Raw genomic sequence first — 26,298 nt, 5'->3', positions numbered from 1 at the left:
CGGGCGGAGTAGTCGTAGATCCGCTGCAGTGTGCCGGAGGTTCCGCTCGCGGTGGACAGGCCTTCCCTCGGCGGATGTGGCGGATGTGGCGGATACGGCGGCTGCCGGTGCACGGCCGGGACGCGGCGGCGTGCGTCCGGATCGTGGCCCGTGGTGTGCGGCCCGGACGGGGTGGGGTCGGGGAAGCCGGCGGGCACCGGGCGCTGGTCTTCGGTTCGGTCGGGCGTGGGGCAGCGGGGCGGGAAGGGGGCGGCCGTCTCGATCGACCGTCGGTAGTGGTTCAGCGACCTGCCGTTGTCGAAGCTGACGGCAGCGGCGACCCGGCCCCGGTAGCCGTATACGGCGACGAAGCGGTGGTCGGCCACCGATCCCTGGGCGACGACCACCTGGTCGGCGAAGGCCGGCACGCCCACGGACTTGATGTTGACGCCGAACTGGATCGACCAGAACAGCGGGACGGACAGGTGGGGCCGTTGCCCGGCCTCGGCGCTGACCATGTTGTGCGCCGCGACCTCGGCCTGCTCCACGGCGTTCGCCCAGTGCTCCAGCGAGACGAGCCGGTGCTCGTAGACGGGGTCCGGGCAGCGGGCCACGTCCCCCGCCGCGAAGACGTCGCCGGTGACCTGACCGCTGACATCCAGGGCGCGGCAGCCCGTGTCACAGGTGACGCCCCACTCGCCCGCCGCCAGCCCCGATCCCCGCAGCCACTCGGTGTTGCGGAGGCTCCCGAACGCCACCACCGCCACCTCGGCGTCGACCGTGGAGCCGTCGTCGAGATGAGCACGGCGAAACCGTCCCCGCGCGTCGCCCTCCAGCCGAAGGACCTGGACACCGCACCGCAGGTCCACACCATGAGCGCGCTGCATGTCGGCCGCGACCTCGCCGATCACGGGTCCGAGCGTCCCGGCCAGCGGGGCGGACGCGAGTTCGGCGACCGTCACCGGGACACCCCGCTCCCGGCAGACGGAGGCGATCTCGCAGCCGGTGAACCCCGCACCGATGACCAGGACCCGGGACGGCCCGGCGGCCAGGGCCCGCCGCAGGCCTTCGGCGTGCTCGCGCGTCCGCACGACGAAGACTCCGTCCAGGGCCGCCTCGGACTCGACGAACCACGGCCGGGCCCGCACCCCGGTGGCGATCAGCAGCCGGTCGAAGGGAACCCCGCGCCCGTCGGCGAGGCGCACGTGGTGCGACGCGAGGTCCAGCCCGTCGGCGGGCACGCCCAGCAGCCACTGCGCATCGACGGCGCGGCGCCGGGGCAACGTGGTGGCGTCGGCGGGCACCCACCCCGTCAGCACCTGCTTGGACAGCGGTGGACGGTCGTAGGGCTCGCACGGCTCGTCACCGATGATGGTCAACGATCCCGTGAACCCCTCGTCGCGCAGTGACTCCGCGGCCCGCAGCCCCGCCAGCGAAGCGCCGACGACCGCGATGCGACCGGCGCGCCTGAACGCCCGCAGGTGCCGGGCGTAGTCGCGGTCTGGATGGCACATGGGGCACATGGGCGCTTCCTCACCGTGCATCCGGGAGGGATCTCCGTCACGCCGGAAGATGTGGGGCACGGCGTGCCGGAACATCGTCGGAGAATCAGCCTAACAGCGGCCTCGGCAGCGGCGATTCCAGCGCTGATCGATCAGGTGACCGCAGGTCGGGGGCCCGCTCACGAGCGTGGCGGCCACCACCCGTCCCGGTGTGCCTCGCGGTCTCGCGCACACCGCGGCGTTATCAAAGAGACCATGGAATCGTCCTGGACCGGTCATGGAGTCCGCCTGCGCGCCGTCGAGCCCGACGACTGGACGGCGCTCATGGGCCTCGCCGCCGACGACGGGCGGCGAGGAAGCCGGCCGGAGCTGCCGCGGTCCGCCGAGAGCCACCGTGTCCGGGCGAAGGAGCAGGCTGTCGCCGGGGGCGATGACGACCGCTTCCGGCTGGCGGTGGAGGCGACGGCCACGGGGGTGCTGGTCGGCACGGTCGGCTCGCACCGCACCGGCCGTCGTTCAGGCTGGTTCGAGGTCGATGTCGAGATCGGGTCCGACCACCGGCGCAAGGGTTACGCGCTGGAAGCGGTGGCGCTGCTGCTGCGCTTCATGTTCGCCGAGCGGCGCTATCACAAGTGCCTGGCCGCGGTCCTCGCCCACAACGAGGCGTCGCTGGGGCTCTTCCGCCGGCTCGGCTTCACCGAGGAGGGGCGCTTGCGGGAACACGTCTTCCTCGCCGGCCGGCACCACGACCTCGTCATGATGGGCCTGCTCGCCGACGAGTTCGACCGGCGGCACACGACGGCCGGACCATGAACCGGTGATCCGCAAGTCTGTGATCCCGGCCGGCAGGACCGTCCTCAGCCGCGCACGGTGGCGCGCAGGCGCAGGCCGACGGTCGCGAGGCCTTCGAGGGTGGTGACCTGGTAGCCGGGTCCGGGTCCCGGCGGCTCGCTCAGGTGGTAGCGGCGGGCGGTCTGCGCGGTGAGGAGCGTCAGCACGGCCATGGCCAGCGCGGCTCCCTCGCAGCCGTGCGGTCCGGTACCGAAGGCGAGGAAGACCCCGGGTTTCGCCGGAGAGCCCGTGCCGTCGAGCCAGCGTTCGGGCAGGAACCGGTCCGGTTCGGCGTACTCCCGTGCGTCGCGGTGAGCGGTGTAGGGGCAGACGAGGACGGTGGACCCGGCGCCGATGGTGTAGTCGGCGAGCCGGGTCTGCCGCGGGGCATCCCGGGTCAGCAGCCAGCTCGGGGGGTACAGCCGGAGCACCTCACTCACCAGCGCCTCGGTGTACGTGAGGCCCTTGAGGTGGGCGCGGGTCGTCGTGGCCGGGTCCGCGGGGAGCGCGGCGGCCTCGGCCGCGACGCGGGCGGCCGCCCGGGGGTGCCGGGCCAGGTGGAGCAGGATCCATCCGGCGGCCCGGGAGGGGGTCTCGAAGGTGGCGACGGTGATTCCGGGGAGGGTGTCGAGGACGGCCTCCTCCGGCAGCAGCCCGTAACGGGGGGAGGGGCGGAGCAGCTGTCCCAGCAGGTCGTCACCGAGCCGGCCCGACGAGCGACGCCGCCGTACGACGGCCCGCAGCGCGTCGGTGAAGGCGACCTGCTGCCGGGTGCGGAATCGCCGTGCCGGGGTGGGCATCCAGCGCGGCCATACCCATCGCGAGGGGCGTACGAGCACCTCCCGGGCCAGGAAGAGCTGCGCCGCATGGGGCAGCAGGGCCGGGGCGTCCTCGGAGAAGAGGTAGTGCACACCGATCTCCGCCAGGGCGTGCCGCACCGGCGGCAGGATCTCGACGTCCTGGCCCGTGGGCCACTGGTCGGCGAACCGGGCGGTCCGGGGCGCGATCTCACCGATCCTGTCGGCGACCGCCTGCGCACGGAGTCCGTGCATCCGGGCCGCGTGCGCGTGCGCACGTTCCTCGGGTGCCGGTGCGCCGCCCGGCCGCTTCAACGGCGGGAAGAGGGGAGAGAAGGCCTTGGGGAAGTCCCGTGCGCGGTGCAGCACTGCTTCGCACGGTGCGGCCGTGGCGGCCACGTAGACCCCCGACTCCAGCTGCCAGACGTCCCCGCACTCCTCGGCGCCGCGACGGGCCACCTCCAGCCGGTCGCGACTCCAGGTCGCGTAACTGCCGCCGGGCAACCTCGGCGGCTCATCACTTCGGCCCATGAATTCGTCCCTGGCTCTCGTCCCCGTCCAGGCGATGCCGCCGGCCGCGTGGCCGGGAACGGGCGCCCGCCCCAGGGCGCCCGCCGGCTTGTGGGTTCAGTCCTGCTCGCCGCCGGCGTACGCGTCCCATTCGTGGGCGCCGTACGCACCGTAGTGGCGCGTGAAGGACAGCTTGCGGAGCAGCTTGGCGATCATGAAGCACTCCTCTCGCCGGTCTGCGGCACAAAAAGCCACTCTTCACATTTTGTCACATGGGGGGTCATCCGGGTGGGTGAGGTGTTTCCGGACTTTCGTCCCAGGTCAGCCGGTCATGCCATCCCGCCAGCGTCGATGGGTCTTCAGGACACGTGACCGACGCGTCGGGGTCGGGTGCTGCGGCAGGGATCAGGGATGCCCGCACATCGCGACTGAAAGTGTTCAGTCGACTACTAAAAGTCAAATATGCAGGTGTGGAGGGCGCGGTGCACGGCGATCCTCACCTCACGCCGCACGACGCGAACACCGCTGACACGGAGGCGAGTTCAACGTCCGGCGACACCCATCCCCCGCACCGACAAGGAGTGCCCATGAGCACGCCGCCGCCGAACTCCTTCCGCATCACCAGCGCCCCCAACATCACCTACGCGAAGTGGGAGACCGAGCGCTTCGAGACCGACAGCACCTCGTGGATCGACCTCCCGGGCGCGTCCGTCGACTTGAGCCTGGGGCAGGGAGCCCCCTCCTACGGCGCGATCTTCCTGGCCACCTTCTCGGCGGAGGCCCTCTCCTCCGACCAGAACGGCGACGGCCAGGGCCTGATGAACGCCACGGTCTTCTTCGGGAGCGAGCAGTCGGAGCCGCTGAGCAACAACCACCGCTACATCACCGCGCGCGGCAACCCGGAGTGGTCCAGCCACACCTTCCTTCGCGTGGTCCGCTTCGAGCCCGAGTTCACCAACCGGAGCGTCAACGCCCAGGTCAAGCTCAAGGTCAGCAGCGGGGACAAGGGCGGGGTGCAGAACTGGGTCCTCAAGGTCGAGCGCTACAACCTCTGACGGCCCTTACGTGACCCCTTGGTCCGGGAAAGTGAGCCAGAACCCGAGAAGGTTCTGGCTCAACTTCTTCGAAGACCACGGCACGGCAGCCCCAAGGCCCGCGGTCGCGCCCGCCCGGCCAGGAACCCCGGGGCGGACTGCGCCAGGGTTGGCAGCAGCCATGCGCACGGCCCTGGACGCCTCGGGCGTCCTGCGACCCGCGCACGCGACTGGCCGCCGCACTCAACCGTGACCGCACGCCGCACAGACGGCCGTGACCGAGGGCCGGCGGGGCGAAGCAGCTCCTCGGCGGCTGTCACGGATAGGAGGTGGTGCGGGCGACGCGGGCGTGAAGCAGACGGGGCGATGATTCGAAACCGTGGCGGGAGTAGGCCGAGATCGCACGGGGGCTGGAGTGCACGGTGACGCGTTCGAGCCCGAGTTCCCGAGCGCGATCCAGGACCGCGTCGATGAGCCGGCCGCCCAGGCCGCCATCGCGTTCGCCGGGAACGACATACACGCACTGCAGGTCGCCCGATGCCCGTCGCAGGTGGTGCGGGCTGGGCACCCGCGCGAGGACCGCCAGCCAGGCCATGCCGACGATCACCTCATCGCGCACCACGACCATGCAGCGATGCGACGACGTGTTCTCCCTCGCCCACGTGACGAAGTGCCGCACGAACTCCGCCCGCCCGGTGACGGGAGCGTCTTGGTTCTCCAGGACCCACTGCCATCGGAGTTCAGCGACGACGTCCAGTTCATCGGAGACGGCCGGACGGATGACGACGTTGTTTTCCACCCACGCATTGTGCGGTCATCCAGGCACCATCTGGTACGGGTCGCAGCCGACCCTGACCTTCACGAGGCAAGGAAGCCTCATCCGGGACGAGTGACCCCGCTTCCCCGGATTCTCCCCAGCGGCCTTGAGCGGGGCATCTGGTGGCCGCTTCCGCGAGACCTCGTGTCCGGCGGACCGTAGGCGGGCGTACGGACGGAGACGAGGGGACGGGGAGATCGCCGGGAGGTCGGGGCGTCCTCGGTCGTGATCGTGGTGTCGTGTTCCACGAGGCGTCGTACGACGGCCCGTTCGTCCGGGGTGTTGTTGGGCTGGTGCAGGGTGAGGGCCAGGGATCCGTCGGCGAGCCGGAAGACCGTCCCGTGACCGCCGTCCGCCGGCCACAGGGCGGGCTCGTCCTGCCTCCAGGGCCCGGTGACCCGCCCGGAGGCGGAGTGGGCGGGGCCCATCGCGTAGCCCTGCTCACCGTGGCCGGACCGGAGCATGACGAGGTGGCCGCTGCCGAGGCGGAAGAGGAACCGCCCGTCCGTGACGGGGGCGGGGAACCGCTCCGACACCCCGGGCAGCGGGCGGGTCCACGGGGCGTCGTAGGCGTTGAAGAGGGAAACGGGTGTTCCGGTGGTGTGCCGCAGGTCCTCGCCGAGGCGCTGCGCGAGGATCGCCCCGTCGTGGATCTGGGTCCACTCGTGGCAGTACACGATCCAGGACGTCCCCGACGCGTCGACGTGCAGGGTGCCGTCGAGGCACTGCCACTTGCGTGGCGTGACGGCTCCCTCGCGCCAGGGGGCGAACGGGCCCTGGAGCGTGTCGCCCACGAGGATCTGCGTGCCGCGGTAGCCGTCCGGAGCGGTGAAGGCGGCGAACATGTACCAGCGGCCGCGGTGCTCGTGGACCTCCGGGGCCCAGAAGGAGCCCTCGCTCCAGAACCCCGCGGGCGGGCGGAAGGCGGCGAACGGGCCTTCCCCGTGCAGGAGGTCGGTGCTGCGGTAGGCGTTGAACCCGGTGCCGGGACCGTCCCGGATGCCGGGGTCCGTACTGCCGTAGAGGTGGTAGGCGGAGGTGGCCCGGTCGTGCAGGACGAACGGGTCGCGGGTCTGGATCCGGACCGAACTCCTCGGCCGCCGCACCGCCCCCGACCCGGACTTCGCCATCGCCCCCCCGTAACACCGCCCTGGTCAGAGTGTGACCCGAGACCCCTGGGCGCGTTGCCGCGGCGTGGACCGTTTCGAGCATCGATCGTGAACCGGCACTGCCACGCCCCGCGCACCGGACGGAGACGGAGCGGTACGCGGCGCGAGCACCACGCCAGGGCACTCGGGATCGCCGCCGACGTGCGGCGCCGCGCACCGGACCCGGCAGCAGCGCGCAGCTCGCGGAAGGGAGGTCTCACCATTGCGGAGACCTCCAGGATGACCCCCGGGCGCACGACGAGGCGTGCGGGATCAGCCCACGGTGATCCATGTGCGGTCGAATACGGCTCTGCCCTGCCCGGGCACCGAGTCCCACCGGCTCCGCCCCGGGCGACGGCCCCGGACGGCTCAGTTCGACTGTGTCCCGGCCGGACCACGACCGTAGGTTCGGACCATGCCACCTTCAGCTCCGAATGCCGCGGACGCTCCGGACACCCTCGCGTCTCTCGCGCCCCCGGTGCCGGGCTCGCGGATGACCGAGGACTATCTGCGCACGACGGGCCGGTTCGCCTACCTGTGGGGCTGGCCGCTGGTGAACCTGCACAACCGGCTCGCCCTCATGGAACGGCTCCCGGCGCCGGGCCTGCTGGGCGGGATCGTCCCGGCCGGTCCGCCGGGGACCGTGGGCATGCTGCGCGACTACATCGAGCCGGGCGAGCGCATCGTGGCATGCCCGAACCAGGACGTGGTCTACGGCTTCGGGATCACCGACGCCCGGCGCGGGCCGACGGTGATCCAGGTCCCGGACTTCGGTGACCGCTTCTGGGTCTACCAGGTGGTGGACCAGCGCACCGAGGCGTTCGCGCGGCTCGGCGCGATGTACGGCACGAAACCCGGCTGCTATCTGCTGGCACCGGCCGACTGGGCCGGCGACGTGCCCGCCGGGATCACGGAGGTGTTCCGGTTCGACACCCGGGTCGCGGTGTGCATCCCGCGCGTCTTCATGAACGACACCGCCGAGGAGCGCGCCGCGATCCAGCCCCTGGTCGACCAGGTCATGGCCTATCCGCTCACCGACTACACCGGCACCGCCCGCACCACCGACTGGTCCGCGGCCCCCTCCTACCCGGCCGGGGACGCGGCCGGCGGAGAGCAGGAGACCCAGTGGGTGGACCCGGCCGCGTTCTTCGACGCCTTCCCCGCGGTCCTGGACGAAGTGCCCCCGCGCCCGGGGGAGGAGGCCCTGTACGGGGTGTTCCGGTCGCTCGCGGCCGAGGCCGCCCGCGATCCGAAGGCCGCCGTGGTGCTGCGCGAGGCGGCCCTCGACGCCGATGCCACGCTGGTGAAGGACCTGTTCGAGTTCCGCAACATCGGCATCCCGCTCGACCACCACTGGAGCACCCAGCGCAACGGGGCCGCGTTCGGTGGCGACTACCTCAGCCGTACGGCGATGGGCAAGGCGAACATCTTCGTCAACACGCCCGCCGAGACCGCGTACTTCTACCAGGACCTGGACCGCGACGGCGAACCCCTCACCGGCGAACACGGCTACACGCTCACCTTCCCCGCCGACGCCCTCCCCCCGGTCAAGGGCTTCTGGTCGGTGACCCTCTACAACGAGCACCACTTCTTCCACCCCAACCCGCTGAACCGCTACTCCCTGGGCACCAAGAACAAGGACCTGCGCCTGGCCGACGACGGCTCCCTGACCCTGTACGCGTGCACCCGACCGCCCGCCGACCAGGACCACCGCTCCAACTGGCTGCCCGCCCCGGCCGGCCGCTTCGCGCTCTATCTGCGCGCCTACTGGCCCGACCCGGCGGCCCTCGACGGAACCTGGCGGCCCCCCGCCGTCGTCAGGACGAACTGATCGCCGACGTGCGCCGGCCGGTGAGCCACGACACTCGCCCTCGGGCGGTCAGGCGGCGAGCCGCGAGGACCACCTCGGGACGGTGCGGTGCCGGGCGGCTGCGTGCCGAGTACCCCTGCCTCCTGGCCCTGGTGGAAGATCCGTGGCCGGGGCCCGTCCGCCATCAGCCGCAGCTCGAAGGTAGGGTTCTCGTACGGCGTGGGGGCCCGGCTCGGTGCGAAGGGCGGCCGAACGCTGTAGGCGCTCAACACTGTCTCGCCCCTCCCCTCGATAACGTTCCATGGTCACGAAGTGCGGTCAGGGCAGCAGGTCTTGAGCCTCGCGGAAGACGAATCGGGAAACGGACGTACGGCCGCCGAGGGGTGGAGCCGTACTTGGCCACGGGCCCGCACCCGAATCTTCGCGGTCTGGCTGCCGGGCTGTCCGCGCATGGCGAGGAGACTCTCGAACTCCTTCGCGGACACCGCGATCATGGGCTTGCCGTCCACGACGATCTGCCGCGGTTTGCTCCGCGCCGATGAGCCCCCTCCTGTGCCTTGGCGATGGCCGTGCTGCTGCACGGGGCCGGGACGCTTGTGGCGTCCCGGCCCTGGTACGGGCGTCCGGTCAGGAGGCGGGCAGCTCACTCCGGACCGTGCGGGCGGCGGCGACCAGGTTCTCCAGGGAGGCCCGGGTCTCGGGCCAGCCGCGGGTCTTCAGGCCGCAGTCGGGATTGACCCACAGCCGCTCGGCCGGGATCGCCTTGAGGCCGGTGCGCAGCAGCCCGGCCGCCTCCTCGGTGCTCGGGACGCGGGGGGAGTGGATGTCGTAGACACCCGGTCCGGCCTCGCGCGGGTAGCCGTGCGCGGCGAGTTCGCGGGCGACCTGCATGTGCGAGCGGGCCGCCTCCAGGCTGATCACGTCGGCGTCGAGGTCGTCGATGGCCTGGACGATGTCGCCGAACTCGGCATAGCACATGTGGGTATGGATCTGGGTGTCCGGACGGACTCCGGCGGTGGTGAGCCGGAATGCCTCGGTCGCCCACGCGAGGTAGGCGTCCCGGTCGGCGGCCCGCAGCGGCAGGGTCTCGCGCAGCGCGGGTTCGTCGACCTGGATGACCGAGGTCCCTGCTGCCTCCAGGTCGTCGACCTCGTCGCGCAGGGCGAGGGCGACCTGGCGGGCGGTGTCGCCGAGGGGCTGGTCGTCACGGACGAACGACCAGGCCATCATGGTCACCGGGCCGGTCAGCATGCCCTTGACCGGGCGGTCGGTGAGGGACTGGGCGTACGACGTCCAGCGCACCGTCATCGGCTCGGGCCGGGAGATGTCCCCGACGAGGACCGGCGGACGGACGTACCGGGTGCCGTACGACTGGACCCACCCCTGCTGCGTGGCGAGGTACCCCGTCAGCTGCTCGGCGAAGTACTGGACCATGTCGTTGCGCTCGGCCTCGCCGTGGACCAGGACGTCGATGCCGGACTTCTCCTGGAAGGCGATGACCTCCTGGATCTCGGCCTTGATGCGCTCCTCGTACCCGGCGGTGTCGATGCGCCCGGTGCGCAGGTCCGCACGGGCGACCCGCAGTTCGCCGGTCTGGGGGAACGACCCGATGGTCGTCGTGGGCAGCAGCGGCAGCCCGAGGTGGGCGCGCTGGGCGGCGGCGCGCTCGGCATACGGCTGGGAGCGGCGGCCGTCCGTGTCCGTGACCGCGGCGGCGCGGGCGCGCACGGCGGGGTCGTGGGTGATCGGCGAACCCGCGCGGGAGGCGAGGTCGGCGCGGTTGGCCGAGAGCTCGCCGGTGATGGCGTCGGTGCCCTGGGCAAGCCCCTTGGCGAGGGCGACGATCTCGGCCGTCTTCTGCTGGGCGAAGGCCAGCCAGCGCAGGATCTGCGGTTCGATGTCCTTCTCGGCGGTCGCGTCGAGCGGCACGTGCAGGAGCGAGCAGGAGGCGGCGACGTCGACCCGGTCGGCCAGGCCGAGGAGGGTGCCGAGGGTGGACAGCGACTTCTGGAGGTCGTTGATCCAGATGTTGCGGCCGTTGACGACCCCGGCGACCAGCCGCTTGCCGGGCAGCCCGCCGACTGCGGCCAGGGCGTCCAGGTTGGCGGCCGCCGCCTCGGTGAAGTCCAGCGCCAGCCCCTCGACCGGGGCCTTGGCCAGTACCGGCAGAGCGTCGCCGAGCCGGTCGAAGTAGGAGGCGACCAGGAGCTTCGGCCGGTCCGTGAGGGCGCCGAGGTCGCGGTACGCACGGGCCGCGGCGTCCAGCTCGGCCGGGGTGCGGTCCTGGACCAGGGCGGGCTCGTCGAGCTGCAGCCAGTCGGCGCCGGCCGCGCGGAGGTCGGCGAGGACCTCGGCGTACACCGGCAGCAGCCGGTCCAGGAGGGTGAGCGGTTCGAAGTCCGCCGGAGCGCCAGGGGCCGGCTTGGCGAGGAGAAGGTAGGTGACCGGCCCGACGAGCACCGGGCGGGCGGTCAGGCCGAGGGCCAGGGCCTCCTGCAGCTCCGCGACCTGCTTGGCGGGGTTCGCGGTGAAGACGGTGTCGGGGCCCAACTCGGGCACCAGGTAGTGGTAGTTGGTGTCGAACCACTTGGTCATTTCCAGCGGCGCGACGTCCCGCGTGCCGCGGGCCATGGCGAAGTAGCCGTCGAGCGCGTCGGCGTCGACGGCGGCCCGGTGGCGGGCCGGGATCGCGCCGGCCATGACGGTGGTGTCGAGGACGTGGTCGTAGTACGAGAAGTCGCCGGTGGGCACCTCGTGGATGCCGGCCTCGGCGAGTTGCTTCCAGTTGGCGGTGCGCAGTTCGGCGGCGGTGGCACGGAGGGCGTCGGCGGTGACGCGGCCCTTCCAGTAGCCCTCGATCGCCTTCTTCAGTTCCCGGTTCTGGCCCTGGCGGGGGTAGCCGTACACGGTGGCCCGTGCTGCCGCGGCCGCGGACTCGGTGGTCACGGAGATCTCCTTCGCGAGACGATTCCCTGAGATCCCGGAGACGGGACGAGAGCGCGAAGGGGTGACGAACCGGACGGCGACGACCTCGCGCGGGAAAGGCACGGTCGTCCCGTCAGGTATGTACGCCGACCCGCCCTCGAGGTCACCGGGGTGTCCGCGCACGGAACGGTCCGCGCACGGGCAGTTGGCAGGTCTTCGGACTTGCGGGCACGTCCTCCGGTCTCCCGGCGGACACCTACTGGCCGTCGCTTCCCAGGCCCGGTACGTCGGACCCAGTGCGTATGACGGCGGTCGTTCCCGCTCACCGCTGCGGGGCAGTCCCGGATTCTCACCGGGTTCCCTCTTGCGACACCCCGCCTGGCGGACGGGGCGAACCAGCTGCTCGGGCCAGCCTACGGGTTCTCGCCCCGCGCGGAAGGGAGCCGTCCAGCACCCGGAAGGTGACGGGGAACACTTCAGGACACGCCAGGAGCGGCACGCGGAGGGGCGGGAAGCGTCGCACACGCGCTTCCCGCCCTTTTCCCGTCGCGCCGCGCGGGACCCTCACCCCTGCGGCGGCGCGGGCCCCTCAGCCCGCGTCGTACCAGGCCCTCAGCCCTGGTCGTAGGTGTGGAGCCCCCGGCCGGACTTACGGCCGAGCAGTCCCGCCTGCACCATCCGCTGGAGCAGCGGCGGCGGGGCGTAGAGGGGTTCCCGGAACGCGTCGTGGAGGGACTCCGCGATGGAGGCGACGGTGTCCAGGCCGATCAGGTCGGCGAGCTTGAGCGGGCCCACGGGGTGGGCGCGGCCCAGTTCCATGCCGGTGTCGATGTCGGTGGCGGTGGCGGTGGCGAAGCCGGATTCAGCCATTCGGACGGCTGCGAGGAGGTAGGGGATGAGCAGGGCGTTGACGACGAACCCCGCCCGGTCCTGGGAGCGGATGCCCGTCTTGCCGAGGACCGCGGTGGCGAATTCCGTCGCGGTCGCCACCGTCTGCGGTGACGTGTGCAGGGAGGTCACCACCTCGACCAGCGGCAGGACGGGGACCGGGTTGAAGAAGTGCAGGCCGACGACCCGGTCCGCACGGCTGGTCGCCATCCCCAGCCGCATGACGGGGATCGAGGAGGTGGTGGTGGCCAGGACGGCCGCCGGGTCCTCGACGATCTTGTCGAGGGCGGCGAAGATCTCCGTCTTGGCGTCCGGGTTCTCGATGACGGCCTCGACGACGAGCTGCCGGTCGGCAAGATCGTCCGGGCTGCCGGCGAGGACGAGGCGGGCGAGGGCGTCGTCGGCGGCTTCCGGGGCCAGCTCGCCACGCCGCACGGCACGGTCCAGGGAGTCGGCCACCCGGTCGCGGGCGGTGCGGGCCGCGATCGCGTCCGCCTCGCAGACGACGGTGTCCAGCCCGGCCCGGGCACAGACCTCGGCGAACGGCTGCACCGCTACGACGAGAAAGTGCGCACCCTTCACCTCTCCCCACGGCTGCGCCCCGGCCGGCGCGCCTTCCGCATGACCACCCGACTCGCCCTGCTGGAGCACGGCGAGGACCTCGACCGCCAGGCCTGATCAAGGAGTCGGGCGACTTCTGCGTCGGTGTCGCGGCCTTCCCGGAACTGCATCCGCGCTCACCCGACTGGGACGGCGAGATCAGGCACTTCGTGGACGAGTGCCGGGCCGGAGCCGACTACGCGATCACCCAGATGTTCTTCGACGTGGACACCTACCTACCTGCGTTTCCGCGACCGCGTGGCGGCCGCGGGATGTCCGACGCCGGTCATCCCGGAGATCATGCCGGTCACCACGATCCGCTCGCTGCGCCGCATCCCCAGCCTCAGCACCGCCGCCTGATCGGCGAGGAAGCCCCCGGCCTCCACTTCATGACCATGGACTTCTCCCAGGCGACGACGGAGATCTACCGAAACCTCGGCCCGCAGGTCTGAGGCTGCCTCCGCTGGTCCCGTTGAGGTCCGGGTGCCGGTGGCCAAGCGGCCGGAGCCGAGGTCAGGGAACCGGCGCGACCGCGACACCGCTTACCCTCGGTCTTCACACACCGATGGTCAACGGTGGCCGCCCCCGTCTCCACAGCGCGTCAGGGCCGGTCCGCCCGCCGTCCCGTGTCAGGAGGGCATGTGCAACGTGGCGAAGTCTGGTGGGTCGAGTTCGACGAGCGGCGGCTGGTCGTCCTGCTGTCGGGAGACGACGCGTCCGGGATCCGGGTGATGCAGGTCGTCGCTCCGGCGGGCGTCGACATCAGCGGCCTGGGCATCGAGGTGGCGGTGGGTGCCGCGGAAGGACTGCCCCTTGAAGGCGTGCTGCGGTTCGGTTTCCCGCGCCCGGGCCTTACCCCTTGCACGTGGCTGACCACGGTGTCCCGGGACGACCTGATCGAGCGGGCGGGCGTCCTGTCCTCCGCGAAGCTCAGCGAGATCGAGGGCGCCCTCCGTCGCGCTGAACAGAAGAAGGAATGGACCCCGGCGACAACCGCGAAGCTCAGCGCAATGAGGGACGCCCTCCGTCGCGGTGGGCCCGGGGAGACGGAGAAGGACGGCGGCCCCTGATGGCATGGTCGGTCCCGCCCGGATGATCGACGCCGGCCACCTGTCTCCTCGAGAGTTTCACCGCGCCGAACACGCAGCCACCCGCACTCGCTCCACCCGCACCGCGCCAGGTGCGAAGACACAACCGCACAAAGTCATCACACCCGCCTATCGAATCCGGGGCGGATTTGGGCTGCCGGTGTCGTCAACTCGGTCACCGATGATGCGGCTCCCCTGCGGAACCTGTAGGTGATCGGCGGCGAGAGCTGTCGCTCGCTGGATCCAGGATGGCCGCGATCGGCGCCCGTGGCGCGCTGCGGCGGGTCGCCGTCGGGTGCGGTGCGGACGGGTCGCACGAGTCGGACTTTCCGTGCTCCAGGTGACGAAGACGCGGCGGGCGTGGATTACGCCGTGCGGGTGGTCGCCACGCACCACGCCGCCTCGGATATCGCGATCTCGCTCGGCAACCTGGCCGTCGAGGCGCTGTTCGACGCTGGAGTGAGGTGGCTGCCGCGGGTGGTACCGGCCGGTGCTGGGTTCGGATGCGCGGCACTGGTGGCGCGACCGCGCCGCGACGGGCGCCTGAAGGTGAGGGAGCCGGTTCCCGTGGACGTCTGAGAGGGCGACTCAGTTCACCCGGGTGACGGTGACCGCCCCAGTCGACGTGCCTGCCGTGGCAGGGGTGTCGTGCAGGCCGAGGCGCAGGTGCTCGACGTGGTGGAGGGCCTGCTCCAGGAGTTCGGCGACGTGGTTGTCGTAGAGGGCGTAGATGACCGAGCGGCCGCGCCGCTCACCGGTGACCAGGCCGAGGTTGCGCAGCAGCCGCAGTTGGTGGGAGCAGGCGGACTGTTCCATGCCGACGGCGTCGGCGAGTTCGGTCGCCGCGCACGGGCCCTCTTGCAGGCGGGCCAGGATCCGCAGCCGGGACGGGGTGGCCAGCGCCTGCAGTGTGGTGGCCACGTCGGTGGCGCCGACGGTCTCCAGGCGCTCTCGCACGGTGGCGGCGGCGGTGGTGGTGTTCTCGGCGTCAGCTCCATGGCCCATGTGCTTCATCCTACGGACCAGTAGACATGAACACATGAACGTCTCTTCATGTGGTCCTGTACGGTGGGGGTGCGGAACCGCTGCATCCGGTGCATGCGGTGTCCGCGGCCGCGCCGTACCGTCCGTCATGAAGGACCCCCGCTCCGATGACCTCCTCCACCCTCGCCCCGCCGTCCCCGGGCCAGGCCGCGCCCGCGCGTGAGGGCACCGCACCCCGACGCACCCGTGTCCTCACGCTGCCCGAGGCCCGCTGGGCCGCCGCCGCCCTGGTGCTCTTCCTGGTGGCACTGCCGCTGCAGCTGACCGGCGCCTCGGCCTGGACCTGGGGCCCGCTGTACGCACTGACCTACGCGGCCGGCGGCTGGGAACCGGGCTGGGCGGGACTTGAGGCCCTGAAGGAGAAGACCCTCGACGTCGACCTGCTGATGGTGGTGGCGGCCCTCGGGGCGGCGGCGATCGGGCAGGTGATGGACGGCGCGCTGCTGATCGTCATCTTCGCCACCTCGGGTGCCCTGGAGGCGCTGGCCACCGCCCGCACCGCCGACTCCGTGCGCGGTCTGCTCGACCTGGCCCCGGCCGCGGCAACGCGGCTGACGGCGGCAGGGGAGGAGGAGACCGTCGCCGTCGAGGCGCTGGCTGTCGGCGACCTGGTCCTCGTGCGGCCCGGCGAGCGGGTCGGCGCCGACGGGCGGGTCCTGGACGGCGCGAGCGACGTCGACCAGGCGACCATCACCGGCGAGCCGCTGCCGGTCGCCAAGGAGACGGGCGACGAGGTCTTCGCGGGCACCCTCAACGGCACCGGCGCGTTGCGCGTGCGGGTGGAACGTGACGCCTCCGACTCGGTGATCGCCCGGATCGTGCGCATGGTGGAGGCGGCGTCGGAGACCAAGGCGCCGACCCAGCTGTTCATCGAGAAGGTCGAACAGCGCTACTCGCTCGGCATGGTGGCCGCGACCCTCGCCGTCTTCCTCGTACCGCTCGCCTTCGGGGCGGCGCTGACCGGTTCGCTGCTGCGGGCGATGACCTTCATGATCGTGGCCTCGCCGTGCGCGGTCGTCCTGGCCACCATGCCGCCGCTGCTCTCCGCCATCGCCAACGCCGGCCGGCACGGTGTGCTGGTCAAGTCCGCCGTGGTCATGGAGCGCCTCGGCGAGACCGACGCGGTCGCGCTCGACAAGACCGGCACCCTGACCGAGGGCACCCCGCGCGTCACCGACATCCGGCCGCTCGCCGGGGCCGGGCCGGACGAGAAGGAACTGCTGACGTTCGCCGCCGCGGCCGAGCGCCCCAGCGAACACCCGCTCGCCCGCGCCGTCGTCGACGCGGCCCGGGACAAGGGCCTCGCCCTGCCGGCCGCGGAGGACTTCACCTCCACCCCCGGTGTCGGGGTCACCGCGACCGTCGACGGCCACGCGATCTCCGTCGGGGCGCCGGCACGGCTGCTGACCGGGGCCGGGGACCCGCGATCCGCGCGGGCCATGGTGGTCGCCCGTGAGCTGGAGGACGGCGGCCGGACCGCCGTCGTGGTCGTCGTCGACGGCGCTCCGGCCGGGCTGCTGGGTATCGCCGACCGGCTGCGTGCCGACGCCGGCGCGACCGTGTCCGCGCTGACCGCCCTCGTAGGATCAGCGCCCCTTCTGGTGACCGGTGACAACCCCCGTGCCGCCGCCCGCCTCGCCGCCGAGGTCGGCATCGACGATGTGCGGGCCGGACTGCTGCCCGAGCACAAGGTGGCCGCCGTGCGGGAACTGGAAGCATCGGGCCGCAAGGTGCTGGTGGTCGGCGACGGAGTCAACGACGCTCCGGCGCTCGCCGCCGCCCACACCGGCGTCGCCATGGGCCGGGCGGGGTCCGACCTCGCGCTGGAGACCGCCGACGCCGTGGTCGTGCGCGACGAACTCCGCACGGTTCCGGCCGTGGTCGCGCTGTCCCGGCGCGCCCGCAGGCTGGTCGTGCAGAACCTGGTGATCGCGGGCCTGTTCATCGCCGGCCTGGTCGCCTGGGATCTCATCGGTACCCTGCCGCTGCCCCTCGGCGTGGCCGGCCACGAGGGCTCCACCGTCATCGTCGGCCTCAACGGACTGCGCCTGCTGCGCGAAACGGCCTGGCAGCGGGCCGCCGAATGAGCCGCCGCAAGGCACCCGCCGCACAGGGTGAGCCCCGGTGCACGGTCACCGTCTGCCGGGGCTGCTGCTGCGGAACCGACAAGATCCCCGGCGTCGACCACGCCGCCCAGCTCGCCACGCTCAAGTCCCAGGTGGGTCCGGTCGCCCGGGTCCGGGCGGTGAACTGCCTGGACGCCTGCGAGCAGGCGAACGTCATCGTCGTCCAGCCGTCCTCCGCCGGCCGCGCGGCCGGCGGCCGGCCGGTCTGGCTCGGCCTGGTCAACGACCCCGACGCGACGGCCGACATCGCCGACTGGGTGGCGGCCGGCGGCCCCGGCCTCGCCGACCCGCCCGCCGTCCTGGACCTGTACGAGTTCGCCCCGTCGCGGCGCGTGCGACGGGGTGTGGAGGACTGACGGCCCCCACCCGCGAGGTGATCTGTCAGGCGAAGTGGACGGCGCTGACCGCCCCCGCCAGCAGGCAGTGGACGGCGAACGGTGTGAGGGTGCGGGTGGTGAACCAGCGGGACAGGAAGCGGACGGCGATGGAGGCGGCGACGGCGGCGGTGCAGAATCCGACGGTCACCTGGCCGTGGATGTGGGCGCCGGCGGGACCGGCCGAGGTCGGCAACTTCAGGACGCCCGCCGCCAGGATCACCGGGGTGGCCGGCAGGAAGGAGAACTTGGCGGCGTCCTCGTGGTCCAGGCCGCGCAGCAGCCCGCCGGCCAAGGTGATGCCCGACCGGCTGATCCCCGCGAACAGGGCCAGGGTCTGGAACAGGCCGATGACGCCGGCCCCCGGTAACTCAGGGTTTCCAGTTTCCGGATCGCCGTCCCCGCCGTACGGGTCCCGGTCGCCAGTGCCGCTCCCGGACCGCCCGGAAGGGCCGGCGCCGTGGCCCGCTGCTCGGAGCGGCGCCGAAGCCGTTCTCCGGCCGGCAGGATCAGGCCGTTCAGGGTGAGGAAGACCGCCGCCGCGAGCGGTTTGGCGAAGAGGGTGCGGAAGGTGTGTTCCAGGGCCAGGCCGGTGATGCCGACCGGGACGGTGGCCACGATCAGCGGCATGGCGAGGCGTTCGGTGGAGGTCTCGACGCGGCGCGTGCGGGCGACGCCGACGAGGGCTCGGAAGATCCGGACCCAGTCCTCGCGGTAGAAGAACAACAGGGCCGCGGCGGTGGCCACGTGCAGGGCCACGATGAAGGCCAGGTACGGCGAGCCGGCTTCTCCCGCTCCGGCGCCACCATGTCCACGGCGCTCGTCCTCGACCTGGACCGGGTGGCGGCGACCCGCCTGGCGTTCTTCCTCGGCATCCCCGCCCTGACCGGCGCCGGCCTGTACGAGCTGAAGGACGCCGTGGGTGCCGGGGTGGGAGCCGCACCACTCGCCGTCGGGACCGCCGTCTCCTTCGTGATCTACCGCATCGTCATCGGCGTGGCCCTGCTCGGCCTGCCGGCCACCGGAGCACTGAACGCCTGACCTCCTCTACGGCCACCCGGACTCACCCACTCGTACGATCATGAATGTAACGCCTGCTACATTCGAAACCGTGTCGAATGCAGAACCTGTGGGCCGCTGGCTCGTCCTCGTGATCAGACTGCCCGCCCAGCCGTCGCGGCATCGGGTGGGGGTCTGGCGGGAGCTGCGCAGGATCGGTGCGCTCTCGCTGGGGCAGGGCGTCTGGGCCGTACCGGACGTCCCCGTCTTCGCCGACGGCATCGCCCGCGCGCTGGAGCTGACGGAGGCGGGGGAGGGGCACGCGGTGACCCTCAACGCGTCCGGGCGGGGGCCCGAGGACGCGGCCCGCTTCCAGGCGCTGTTCACCGCAGCGCGGTCGGAGGACTGGACGGAGTTCCTCTCCGACTGCGGCAAGTTCGAGGAGGAACTGGCGAAGGAGATCCGCATCGCCAAGTTCACCCTCGCCGAACTGGAGGAAGAGGAGCAGTCGTTGGAGCGGCTGCGACGCTGGCACCGCGATCTCACCGCGCGTGACGTGTTCGGCGCACCGGAGGCCGCCGAGGCCGGCAAGCGGCTCAAGGAGTGCGCCGCCGCCTGCGAGGACTACGCGGAGCGCGTCTTCGCGGCCCTGCACGGCACACCGGAGGACGACGACCGATGAGCCGGACGGCCAGAACCCCGTCGGCGCCCGACCGGCAGATGCGGCCGCTGTACGCGGCCGGGTTCACCACCGCCTTCGGCGCGCACGGCATCGCCGCCAGCCTCGGCGGTGACGCCGAGGGCGCGGTGACCTCGCTGCTGGTCCTGGGCGGGCTGCTCGCCCTGTACGACGGCGCCGAGGTGCTCCTGAAGCCGGTGTTCGGCACCCTCGCGGACCGGGTCGGAGCGCGTCCGGTCCTGCTCGGCGGCCTCGTCGCCTTCGCCGTCGCCTCCGCGCTGTACGCCGTGGCCGACAGTCCGGGGTGGCTGTGGGCCGCCCGCCTCGGCCAGGGTGCGGCGGCCTCCGCCTTCTCCCCGTCGGCCTCCGCCCTGGTCGCCCGCCTCAACCCGGCCGCCAAGCACGGTCGCGCGTTCGGCGGTTACGGCTTCTACAAGTCCATCGGTTACACCCTCGGCCCGCTGCTCGGCGGCGTGCTGGTGTGGGCCGGCGGGCTTCGGCTGCTGTTCACGGTGCTGGCCGTGCTCGGCGCGGCGGTCGCGGTGTGGGCCGCGGTCGCCGTTCCCGTCGTACCGCCGCTGCCCAAGACCCGGCAGACGGTCCTCGACCTTGCCCGCCGCCTCACCGACCCCGCCTTCCTGGTCCCGACGTCCGCGCTGGCGGCGGCGACCGCCGCCCTCTCGGTCGGGGTCGGCTTCCTGCCGGTCTCGGGCCGGGCCGCCGGGCTGGGGACGGTGGCCACCGGTGCGGCCGTGTCGGTGCTGGCCGCCTGCGCGGCGGTGGTCCAGCCGCGGGCCGGGCGGGCTCTGGACGCGGGGCGCCTGACGACCGGGTCCGGCATCACCGCAGGACTGCTGTTCACCGCTGCCGGGCTGGGCTGCGCGATGCTGCCGGGGCTGACCGGGGTCCTCCTGGGGGCCGCGCTGATCGGCGTGGGAACCGGTCTGATCACCCCGCTCGGCTTCGCCGCGCTGGCCTCCTCGACCCCTCGGGAGCGCCTGGGCCAGACCATGGGCGCCGCCGAACTCGGCCGCGAACTCGGCGACGCCGGCGGGCCGTTGCTGGTCGCCGTCATCGCCTCGCTCACCACCCTCACCCACGGCTACGCGGCCCTCGGCACCCTGCTGGCCCTCGGCCCCCTGCTCACCGCCGTCCGCCGCCGGGCCACCGGGAGCCGAGTGGTGGGTCCGTCCGCCCGGTAGCCTCGATTCCAGAAGTGATCCGCCATGCCCGCACCTCCCCTGCCCGGGGTGTTCGCCGACCTGGCCCCGCTCCTCGACCACTGGGGCTACGCGGCGGTCGGCGGCCTGCTCCTCCTGGAGGACTTCGGCGCTCGCGCCCGGCGGAGGCTTCGAGACGGTCGAGCATGTGGTTGAGGGTGTGGCCGAGGCGGGTGATCTCGTCGTCGCGGTCGGCGGGCACGTCGAGGCGCAGGTTCTGGGCACCGGCGGCGATCAGGGTCAGGCCGGAGGCGATGGCCAGCTGGGCGAGGAGTTCGCGCAGCGCCTCGTCGCGGTGGCCGCGCCGCACGGGGGCGACCACGATCCTGCTCCGCCGTCCGCCGTCCGCCGTCCGCCGTGACCCGCTTGGCCTGGAGGCCGGGCGATCCCCCTGAAAGGGACCTCGGTGCGCGGAAGCTCACCGGTGACGACGGCCCGCGAGGCGGGAGTACGCGATGCCCTGGACGAGCTGCTCCCCTTCTGTCCGGGCGGACGCGGCTGATAGAAGCGGTCTATCCGGTCATAGCGAGGAACGCTTTGACCAGCGCGTACGACTCCGAGGATCGTGAACGGCACCTTCCCGCAACGCCAGTTGAGGAGCCGCGACATGGCCAAGGTGCTCTGTGTCCTGTACGACGACCCCACCGACGGATACCCCACCGAGTACGCGCGCGACGACCTCCCCGCCATCGACCACTACCCCGGCGGCCAGACCACCCCGACCCCCGAGGCCGTCGACTTCACCCCGGGCCACCTCCTCGGCAGCGTCTCCGGCGAACTCGGCCTGCGCTCCTTCCTGGAGAAGGCCGGCCACACCCTCGTCGTCACCAGCGACAAGGACGGCGACGGGTCGGTCTTCGACCGTGAGCTCGCCGACGCCGACGTCGTCATCTCGCAGCCGTTCTGGCCGGCGTACCTCACCCCGGAGCGGATCGCCGCCGCGCCGAACCTGAAGCTGGCGATCACCGCGGGCATCGGCTCCGACCACGTCGACCTCGACGCGGCGATCGCGCACGGGGTGACGGTCGCCGAGGTGACCTACTGCAACAGCATCAGCGTCGCCGAGCACGTCGTCATGATGACGCTGTCCCTGGTCCGCAACTACCTGCCCTCCCACCAGGTCGTCCTCGAGGGCGGCTGGAACATCGCGGACTGCGTGGCCCGCTCGTACGACCTGGAGGGCATGCACGTCGGCACGGTGGCCGCCGGCCGTATCGGCCTCGCCGTCCTGCGGCGCCTCGCGCCCTTCGACGTGAAGCTGCACTACACCGACCGGTACCGGCTGTCCGAGGACGTCGAGCGCGAGCTCGGCCTGGTCTGGCACGAGAGCGCGGCCGACATGGTCCCGCACTGCGACGTCGTCACCGTCAACGCCCCGCTGCACCCCGAGACCGAGGGACTGTTCGGCGACGAACTGCTGGCCACGATGAAGCGCGGGGCCTACCTCATCAACACGGCCCGCGCGAGGATCGTCGACCGGGACGCCATCGACCGGGCCCTGCGCAGCGGCCAGTTGGCGGGCTACGCCGGTGACGTCTGGTACCCGCAGCCCGCCCCCGCCGACCACCCCTGGCGGACCATGCCGCACCACGGCATGACCCCGCACATCTCCGGCTCCTCCCTGTCCGCCCAGGCCCGCTACGCCGCCGGGACCCGGGAGATCCTGGAGTCGTGGCTGGCGGGCCGCCCGATCCGCGACGAGTACCTGATCGTCGACGGCGGTGCCCTGGCGGGAACGGGCGCGCACTCGTACTCGGTCACGAAGTGACGGGGTGACGGGTTCCACGGCCCGGACATGATCGGCGGAGGCCACCCCGGCTGCTTTCAGCTCCGGTTGACGCACACGGCCGTAAACGGCACCACCGCGAGCCTTCCGGAAACACATCGAGAAACGGGAGCTACGGCCGTCGAGGACTGGAGTGGTACTCGGCGACCGGACCGCATCCGAACGCGCGAGGCCAGGCGCCGCGGGCCAGGTACCCGTCGGCGCCGTTGTCGAGGCCACCGTGGTCGTCGGCATCACAGAGCCGTCGCGGGCCAGTCCAGCAGCCGTGCCCCGATGACCGCCGTCTGGAGCATGTACCGGTGGGTCGGGTCCGTGGGGTTCGCCCCGGTGAGCTTGTGGATGCGGTCCAGGCGGTACGTCAGGGCGCGCACGCTCAGGGAAAGGCGCCGGGACGCCTCGGTGGCCACGCAGCCGGAGTCGAAGTAGGCGGTGAGGGTGTCGAGGAGGGGTTCGGCGCCGCCGCGGGCGGTGACGAGCGGGCCCAGGGTGCCCTGGACGAGGTCTGCCATGGCCTGCCGGTCGCGGGTGAGGACGGGGTAGACCAGCAGGTCGGCGGCGCGCAGGACGGGCTCGTCGAGGTCGAGGCGCTCGGCCAGTTCGAGCGCGTTGAGTGCCTCCTCGTACGACTGGACGACCCCGCCGGGGCCGGGCTGGGGGCGGCCGATGGCGACCCGGCCGCCGTCGGTGGCGGCGTGTGCCTGTTTGGCGAAGTGGGTGAGGACATCGGCCTGGTGGCCGGGCGCGATGCACAGCAGCCGGCCGTCCTTGGTGGTGAGCAGGACGCTGCGGTCGCCGAACCGGGCGATGACGGCCTGTTCCACCTGTCTGGGGACCGGGTCGCCCTCGCCGTAGGCGGTGGCGCCCTGGGCTACGGCGACCGCGTGGGCGTGGGACAGGCGCAGGCCGAAGCGCTCGGCGCGTTCGGAGAGGCGGCCCAGGTTGCTGCGGCCGTAGAGGAGGTCGTCGATGAACTCCCGGCGGGCGGCCTCTTCCTGGCGTACCGCGAGCAGTTGGGCGCGTTCGAAGCCCTCGGCGAAGGCGTCGACGACCTGTTGGACGGCGGCGAGTGCCTCGTCTGCGGAGCCGGTGGTGGGCCAGGCCGTGCGGGCGGCCACGAGGTGTGCGCTGACCAGGGCGCGCAGGCCGTGGCCGGCCTCGGCGGCCTGTTCTCCCAGGGCGCGGCGGGAGGCGATCTCGTCCCGGGTGAGGCGTCGGCCGGTGGCGGAGACCTCGGCGAGGATGCGGGCGTAGCCGTCGAGGTACCGCTCGGGTATGTGCCCGTCTGTCACGTCGTCCCCCGGAATCTTGACGCGCCGCTGACGGATTCTTAGCGGTCACCGGCATCCAGACCCTAATGAACACTGCCGGACACCGGCAATGCGCGGGGCGGCTCCGGTCGTGGACCATGGCTCGCGGGGAGCACCGCGGACGGTTCCGGTGCCGGACACCGGCAGGTGCCCGCACCGGAACCCGGATCTGATCCGCGTCCCCATGGACACGAGCGGCGCGGGCCGAGAGGGGGCAGGGCATGCGGACGTTTCTGGTGGCCGCCACCGGACTGCCCACCATCCTCCCGACCACGGCCATGGTGGCGGTGGTGTGCTTCTGGCTCCTGGCCCTTGCGCATCTGGCCGACATCGGCAGCTTCGACGCGGACGTGGATCTGCGGGCGTGGCCCATGGGCGGGGTGCCCGTGGCGGTCGCTCTCTCGCTGCTGACGGTGCTCGCCTGGACCCTGAGTGTCTCGGCCGTGGTGGTGCTCAGTGCGGTCGGGCCCCCGGGGCCCGTCACCGGGCTGCTGCGTCTGGTCGCCCCCGTGGGAGCGCTGCTCCTTGCCTGGCCCGTCACCCGCTTGCTCGTGCGGCCTTTGCACCGGTTCTTCCCGGATGAACAGGACGACCCGGACGAACCCGTGGCGACTCGGCGTGCGCAGTGGGACCGCGCCGCCTGAGCCCCGCCCGGCCCGGTTCCCCTCTCTCCTTCCTTCGCGCTGGAACGCTCGAACTCCCTTACGCCTCAAGGACGTATGCCATGACTCCCATGACCATGGGCATCGGCGTGCTCATCGCCGTCTGCCTGCTCGCCGTCGCCGTCGTCTCCCTGCTCTTCCGCAAGGTGGAGCAGGGCAAGGCGCTGATCGTCTCCAAGCTGCGCAGGGTAGACGTGACGTTCACCGGGCAGGTCGTGCTGCCGGTGCTGCACAAGGCCGAGACGATGGACATCTCGGTGAAGGCCATCGAGATCACCCGGGCCGGCCGGGACGGGCTGATCTGCCGGGACAACATCCGCGCCGACATCCGGATCTCGTTCTTCGTGAAGGTCAACAAGAGCGCCCAGGACGTCGTCAAGGTCGCCCAGGCCGTCGGCACGGCGAGAGCCAGCGACCAGAAGACGCTCCAGGAACTGTTCCACGCGAAGTTCTCCGAAGCGCTGAAGACCGTCGGCAAGCAGCTGGACTTCACCGACCTCTACACCAAGCGCGAGGAACTCCGTTACAAGATCATCGAGTTGATCGGCGTGGACCTCAGCGGCTACCACCTGGAGGACGCGGCGATCGACTACCTGGAGCAGACGCCGCTGTCCCAGCTCGACCCGGCGAACGTCCTCGACGCCCAGGGCATCCGGAAGATCACCGAGCTGACGGCCGTGGAGCACGTGCGCACCAACGAGGCCCAGCGCACCGAGGAGAAGGAGATCACCCGGCAGAACGTCGACGCCCGCGAGGCGATTCTGGAGCTGGAGCGCCGGCAGACGGACGCGGAGATCAAGCAGAAGCGCGAGATCGAGACCGTGCGGGCCCGCGAGGAGGCCGAGACGGCGCGGGTGGTGGAGGAGGAGCGGCTGCGGGCGCAGGGGGCGTTCCTGAAGACCGAGGAACTGCTCGGTGTGCAGCGCGAGAACCAGGCCCGGGAGATCGCCGTCGCCGCGAAGAACCGCGAGCGGGTCATCGCCGTCGAGGGCGAGCGGGTCGAGAAGGACCGCCTCCTTGAGGTCATCGCGCGGGAGCGGGAGACCCAGCTGACCCGGATCGCCGCCGACAAGGAGGTCGAGGCCGAGAAGCGCGAGATCGCCGAGGTCGTCCGGGAGCGGGTGGCCGTGGACCGTACGGTCGCCGAGCAGGAGGAGGCCATCAAGAAGCTGCGGGCCGTGGAGGAGGCCGAGCGGGAGCGGCAGGCGGTCGTCATCGCCGCCGAGGCCGAGGCCCAGGAGAAGCTGGTCAAGGACATCAAGGCCGCCGAGGCCGCCGAACAGGCCGCCGTGCACCGCGCCGCGCAGGAGATCACCCTCGCCGAGGCCCGGTTGAAGACCGCCGACCTGGACGCCCAGGCCAAGCTGCGGCTCGCCGAGGGCGTCCGGGCCGAGGCCGCCGCCGAGGGACTGGCCACCGTGCAGGTCCGCGACAAGGAGGCCGAGGTCATCGAGAAGGCCGGGCGGGCGGAGGCCGCCGCGTCCGAGGCACGGCTGCGCGCCGAGGCGGAGGGCACCCGGGCCAAGGCGCTCGCCGAGGCCGAGGGCATCGGCGAGAAGCTGAAGGCGGAGGCCGCCGGCCTCACCGAGAAGGCGGCGGCGATGGCCGCCCTGGACGACGCCTCCCGCGGCCACGAGGAGTACCGGCTGCGGCTGGCGGCCGAGAAGGACATCCGGCTCGCCGGGCTGGACGCGCAGCGGCAGATCGCCGAGGCGCAGGCCACGGTGCTCGCCACCGGCCTGGAGAACGCGGACATCGACATCGTCGGCGGCGAGTCCCTCTTCTTCGACCGGCTCGTCTCCGCGATCTCGCTCGGCAAGAGCGTCGACGGGTTCGTCCAGAACTCCGACACCGCGCAGGCGCTCGCCGGGCCCTGGCTGGACGGATCCGCGAGCTTTCCCGACGACCTCGGCCGTGCCCTCGGCTCCGTCTCGGCGGCCGGCATCCGGGACCTGACCGTGTCCGCGCTGCTGACGAAGCTCATGACGTCGGGCGCCGCGAACCCCGGGCAGCTCCAGCAACTGCTGGACAGGGCGGGCGAACTGGGGCTCGCCGACACCCCGCTCGCCGCCCTCAACGGCAGTGCCAGGGGCTGACCGGTTCGTGGTCCGGAGCCGCCGCACAGGGGACGGCGGCTCCGGGCCATGTATCTCCTTCGATCTGCTGAGAGGG

Annotated in this window: 21 protein-coding genes, 6 pseudogenes and 1 riboswitch; of the genes and pseudogenes, 16 read left to right on the top strand and 11 right to left on the bottom strand. The window is 72.2% G+C overall.

Features of this window, described 5'->3' with window-relative positions; genetic code table 11:
- Positions 1-125 precede the first annotated feature (125 nt).
- Positions 126-1,493 (bottom strand): annotated as a pseudogene (locus tag ACGFZS_RS23860) (NAD(P)/FAD-dependent oxidoreductase); the annotation flags it as partial.
- 243 nt (positions 1,494-1,736) lie between these two features.
- On the opposite strand from ACGFZS_RS23860, the gene ACGFZS_RS23855 reads away from it, so the two are divergent.
- A complete protein-coding gene (locus ACGFZS_RS23855) occupies positions 1,737-2,294 on the top strand; it encodes a GNAT family N-acetyltransferase (RefSeq protein ID WP_393796810.1) in 558 nt (185 codons plus the stop codon).
- A gap of 44 nt (positions 2,295-2,338) precedes the next feature.
- Here ACGFZS_RS23855 and ACGFZS_RS23850 read toward each other — a convergent pair whose 3' ends face one another.
- The gene (locus tag ACGFZS_RS23850) at positions 2,339-3,640 is read right to left on the bottom strand and encodes a cytochrome P450 (protein ID WP_393796809.1); all 1,302 of its coding nucleotides are present in this window, start codon (positions 3,638-3,640) and stop codon (positions 2,339-2,341) included.
- Between the two features lie 566 nt (positions 3,641-4,206).
- Here ACGFZS_RS23850 and ACGFZS_RS23845 point away from each other — a divergent pair.
- Positions 4,207-4,674, top strand: a complete 468-nt coding sequence (locus tag ACGFZS_RS23845) for a hypothetical protein (protein ID WP_393796808.1) — start codon at positions 4,207-4,209, stop codon at positions 4,672-4,674.
- A gap of 295 nt (positions 4,675-4,969) precedes the next feature.
- Here the strand turns inward: ACGFZS_RS23845 and ACGFZS_RS23840 are convergent, their stop codons facing one another.
- Positions 4,970-5,452, bottom strand: a complete 483-nt coding sequence (locus ACGFZS_RS23840; RefSeq protein ID WP_393796807.1) for a GNAT family N-acetyltransferase — start codon at positions 5,450-5,452, stop codon at positions 4,970-4,972.
- A 77-nt stretch (positions 5,453-5,529) separates the two neighbouring features.
- Positions 5,530-6,600, bottom strand: coding sequence for a glycoside hydrolase family 43 protein (locus tag ACGFZS_RS23835; protein ID WP_393796806.1), 1,071 nt, complete (start codon positions 6,598-6,600; stop codon positions 5,530-5,532).
- 433 nt (positions 6,601-7,033) lie between these two features.
- Here ACGFZS_RS23835 and ACGFZS_RS23830 point away from each other — a divergent pair, with 433 nt between their 5' ends.
- Positions 7,034-8,449 (top strand): DUF1254 domain-containing protein, encoded by a 1,416-nt coding sequence (locus ACGFZS_RS23830; RefSeq protein WP_393796805.1) that lies wholly within the window; start codon positions 7,034-7,036, stop codon positions 8,447-8,449.
- 606 nt (positions 8,450-9,055) lie between these two features.
- On the opposite strand, the gene metE is transcribed toward ACGFZS_RS23830, so the two are convergent.
- On the bottom strand, positions 9,056-11,374 hold the full coding sequence (gene metE, locus ACGFZS_RS23825) for a 5-methyltetrahydropteroyltriglutamate--homocysteine S-methyltransferase (RefSeq protein ID WP_393796804.1): 2,319 nt from the start codon (positions 11,372-11,374) through the stop codon (positions 9,056-9,058).
- 182 nt (positions 11,375-11,556) lie between these two features.
- Positions 11,557-11,753, bottom strand: a riboswitch (cobalamin riboswitch).
- A gap of 212 nt (positions 11,754-11,965) precedes the next feature.
- Positions 11,966-12,793 carry a 3-hydroxybutyryl-CoA dehydrogenase gene (locus tag ACGFZS_RS23820; protein WP_393797013.1) on the bottom strand — a complete coding sequence of 276 codons (828 nt, stop codon included), beginning with the start codon at positions 12,791-12,793 and terminating at the stop codon, positions 11,966-11,968.
- On the opposite strand from ACGFZS_RS23820, the pseudogene ACGFZS_RS23815 reads away from it, so the two are divergent.
- The 4 genes and pseudogenes from ACGFZS_RS23815 to ACGFZS_RS23800 form a co-directional block, all read left to right on the top strand.
- Positions 12,773-12,916 (top strand): annotated as a pseudogene (locus tag ACGFZS_RS23815) (Cro/Cl family transcriptional regulator); the annotation flags it as partial. The gene ACGFZS_RS23820 and the pseudogene ACGFZS_RS23815 sit on opposite strands and share 21 nt — an antisense overlap.
- Positions 12,865-13,293, top strand: a pseudogene (locus ACGFZS_RS23810) (methylenetetrahydrofolate reductase); the annotation flags it as partial. The pseudogenes ACGFZS_RS23815 and ACGFZS_RS23810, both read left to right, overlap by 52 nt.
- A gap of 189 nt (positions 13,294-13,482) precedes the next feature.
- Positions 13,483-13,911 (top strand): type II toxin-antitoxin system PemK/MazF family toxin, encoded by a 429-nt coding sequence (locus ACGFZS_RS23805; protein ID WP_393796803.1) that lies wholly within the window; start codon positions 13,483-13,485, stop codon positions 13,909-13,911.
- A 378-nt stretch (positions 13,912-14,289) separates the two neighbouring features.
- Positions 14,290-14,508 (top strand): hypothetical protein, encoded by a 219-nt coding sequence (locus ACGFZS_RS23800; RefSeq protein WP_393654037.1) that lies wholly within the window; start codon positions 14,290-14,292, stop codon positions 14,506-14,508.
- Between the two features lie 9 nt (positions 14,509-14,517).
- Here ACGFZS_RS23800 and ACGFZS_RS23795 read toward each other — a convergent pair whose 3' ends face one another.
- Positions 14,518-14,934: an ArsR/SmtB family transcription factor gene (locus tag ACGFZS_RS23795; protein WP_393654035.1), complete on the bottom strand. Its 417-nt coding sequence runs from the start codon at positions 14,932-14,934 to the stop codon at positions 14,518-14,520.
- Positions 14,935-15,080: 146 nt separating this feature from the next.
- Here ACGFZS_RS23795 and ACGFZS_RS23790 point away from each other — a divergent pair, with 146 nt between their 5' ends.
- Both ACGFZS_RS23790 and ACGFZS_RS23785 read left to right on the top strand, forming a co-directional pair.
- Positions 15,081-17,060, top strand: a complete 1,980-nt coding sequence (locus ACGFZS_RS23790; RefSeq protein WP_393796802.1) for a heavy metal translocating P-type ATPase — start codon at positions 15,081-15,083, stop codon at positions 17,058-17,060.
- Positions 17,057-17,455, top strand: coding sequence for a (2Fe-2S) ferredoxin domain-containing protein (locus ACGFZS_RS23785; RefSeq protein ID WP_393654031.1), 399 nt, complete (start codon positions 17,057-17,059; stop codon positions 17,453-17,455). The genes ACGFZS_RS23790 and ACGFZS_RS23785 overlap by 4 nt, the downstream gene beginning before the upstream one ends.
- 25 nt (positions 17,456-17,480) lie before the next feature.
- Here the strand turns inward: ACGFZS_RS23785 and ACGFZS_RS23780 are convergent.
- Both ACGFZS_RS23780 and ACGFZS_RS23775 read right to left on the bottom strand, forming a co-directional pair.
- Positions 17,481-17,834: pseudogene (locus tag ACGFZS_RS23780) on the bottom strand (undecaprenyl-diphosphate phosphatase); the annotation flags it as partial.
- A 164-nt stretch (positions 17,835-17,998) separates the two neighbouring features.
- A pseudogene (locus tag ACGFZS_RS23775) lies at positions 17,999-18,220 on the bottom strand (undecaprenyl-diphosphate phosphatase); the annotation flags it as partial.
- Between ACGFZS_RS23775 and ACGFZS_RS23770 the strand changes: the two are divergent.
- From ACGFZS_RS23770 to ACGFZS_RS23760, 3 genes and pseudogenes are all read left to right on the top strand, one after another.
- Positions 18,179-18,514, top strand: a pseudogene (locus ACGFZS_RS23770) (undecaprenyl-diphosphate phosphatase); the annotation flags it as partial. The pseudogenes ACGFZS_RS23775 and ACGFZS_RS23770 sit on opposite strands and share 42 nt — an antisense overlap.
- 40 nt (positions 18,515-18,554) lie before the next feature.
- Positions 18,555-19,154, top strand: coding sequence for a Chromate resistance protein ChrB (locus ACGFZS_RS23765; RefSeq protein WP_393796801.1), 600 nt, complete (start codon positions 18,555-18,557; stop codon positions 19,152-19,154).
- A 38-nt stretch (positions 19,155-19,192) separates the two neighbouring features.
- Complete coding sequence (locus ACGFZS_RS23760; protein WP_393654832.1) at positions 19,193-20,353, top strand: MFS transporter; 1,161 nt, start codon at positions 19,193-19,195, stop codon at positions 20,351-20,353.
- Here ACGFZS_RS23760 and ACGFZS_RS23755 read toward each other — a convergent pair.
- Positions 20,295-20,573, bottom strand: coding sequence for a HAMP domain-containing protein (locus ACGFZS_RS23755; RefSeq protein ID WP_393654830.1), 279 nt, complete (start codon positions 20,571-20,573; stop codon positions 20,295-20,297). The genes ACGFZS_RS23760 and ACGFZS_RS23755 overlap by 59 nt on opposite strands.
- On the opposite strand from ACGFZS_RS23755, the gene ACGFZS_RS23750 reads away from it, so the two are divergent.
- Together ACGFZS_RS23750 and ACGFZS_RS23745 are read left to right on the top strand one after the other, a co-directional pair.
- Positions 20,520-20,732, top strand: a complete 213-nt coding sequence (locus ACGFZS_RS23750; protein ID WP_393797020.1) for a hypothetical protein — start codon at positions 20,520-20,522, stop codon at positions 20,730-20,732. The genes ACGFZS_RS23755 and ACGFZS_RS23750 overlap by 54 nt on opposite strands.
- A gap of 246 nt (positions 20,733-20,978) precedes the next feature.
- On the top strand, positions 20,979-22,139 hold the full coding sequence (locus tag ACGFZS_RS23745; protein ID WP_393654027.1) for an NAD-dependent formate dehydrogenase: 1,161 nt from the start codon (positions 20,979-20,981) through the stop codon (positions 22,137-22,139).
- Positions 22,140-22,390: 251 nt separating this feature from the next.
- Here the strand turns inward: ACGFZS_RS23745 and ACGFZS_RS23740 are convergent, their stop codons facing one another.
- Entirely contained in the window at positions 22,391-23,446 is a 1,056-nt protein-coding gene (locus tag ACGFZS_RS23740) for a PucR family transcriptional regulator (RefSeq protein ID WP_393796800.1), read from the bottom strand.
- A gap of 239 nt (positions 23,447-23,685) precedes the next feature.
- Between ACGFZS_RS23740 and ACGFZS_RS23735 the strand changes: the two genes are divergently transcribed.
- Positions 23,686-24,108, top strand: a complete 423-nt coding sequence (locus ACGFZS_RS23735; RefSeq protein WP_393654023.1) for a hypothetical protein — start codon at positions 23,686-23,688, stop codon at positions 24,106-24,108.
- An 80-nt stretch (positions 24,109-24,188) separates the two neighbouring features.
- A complete protein-coding gene (locus ACGFZS_RS23730; protein ID WP_393796799.1) occupies positions 24,189-26,222 on the top strand; it encodes an SPFH domain-containing protein in 2,034 nt (677 codons plus the stop codon).
- Positions 26,223-26,298: the final 76 nt, after the last annotated feature.

This window comes from Streptomyces sp. NPDC048288 (assembly GCF_043201555.1).
In the GTDB taxonomy this organism is placed as follows: domain Bacteria; phylum Actinomycetota; class Actinomycetes; order Streptomycetales; family Streptomycetaceae; genus Streptomyces.
This window is presented reverse-complemented; position numbering and strand designations above follow the sequence as displayed.

What these genes read in the sequence shown, in the direction of transcription:
- ACGFZS_RS23845 (WP_393796808.1), top strand. Translation starts at nt 4,207, where the DNA reads ATGAGCACGCCGCCGCCGAACTCCTTCCGCATCACCAGCGCCCCCAAC.
- ACGFZS_RS23830 (WP_393796805.1), top strand. Translation starts at nt 7,034, where the DNA reads ATGCCACCTTCAGCTCCGAATGCCGCGGACGCTCCGGACACCCTCGCG.
- ACGFZS_RS23835 (WP_393796806.1), bottom strand. Translation starts at nt 6,600, where the DNA reads ATGGCGAAGTCCGGGTCGGGGGCGGTGCGGCGGCCGAGGAGTTCGGTC.
- ACGFZS_RS23785 (WP_393654031.1), top strand. Translation starts at nt 17,057, where the DNA reads ATGAGCCGCCGCAAGGCACCCGCCGCACAGGGTGAGCCCCGGTGCACG.
- ACGFZS_RS23760 (WP_393654832.1), top strand. Translation starts at nt 19,193, where the DNA reads ATGCGGCCGCTGTACGCGGCCGGGTTCACCACCGCCTTCGGCGCGCAC.
- ACGFZS_RS23765 (WP_393796801.1), top strand. Translation starts at nt 18,555, where the DNA reads ATGAATGTAACGCCTGCTACATTCGAAACCGTGTCGAATGCAGAACCT.
- ACGFZS_RS23730 (WP_393796799.1), top strand. Translation starts at nt 24,189, where the DNA reads ATGACTCCCATGACCATGGGCATCGGCGTGCTCATCGCCGTCTGCCTG.
- ACGFZS_RS23795 (WP_393654035.1), bottom strand. Translation starts at nt 14,934, where the DNA reads ATGGGCCATGGAGCTGACGCCGAGAACACCACCACCGCCGCCGCCACC.
- ACGFZS_RS23745 (WP_393654027.1), top strand. Translation starts at nt 20,979, where the DNA reads ATGGCCAAGGTGCTCTGTGTCCTGTACGACGACCCCACCGACGGATAC.
- ACGFZS_RS23855 (WP_393796810.1), top strand. Translation starts at nt 1,737, where the DNA reads ATGGAATCGTCCTGGACCGGTCATGGAGTCCGCCTGCGCGCCGTCGAG.
- ACGFZS_RS23735 (WP_393654023.1), top strand. Translation starts at nt 23,686, where the DNA reads ATGCGGACGTTTCTGGTGGCCGCCACCGGACTGCCCACCATCCTCCCG.
- ACGFZS_RS23850 (WP_393796809.1), bottom strand. Translation starts at nt 3,640, where the DNA reads ATGGGCCGAAGTGATGAGCCGCCGAGGTTGCCCGGCGGCAGTTACGCG.
- ACGFZS_RS23790 (WP_393796802.1), top strand. Translation starts at nt 15,081, where the DNA reads ATGACCTCCTCCACCCTCGCCCCGCCGTCCCCGGGCCAGGCCGCGCCC.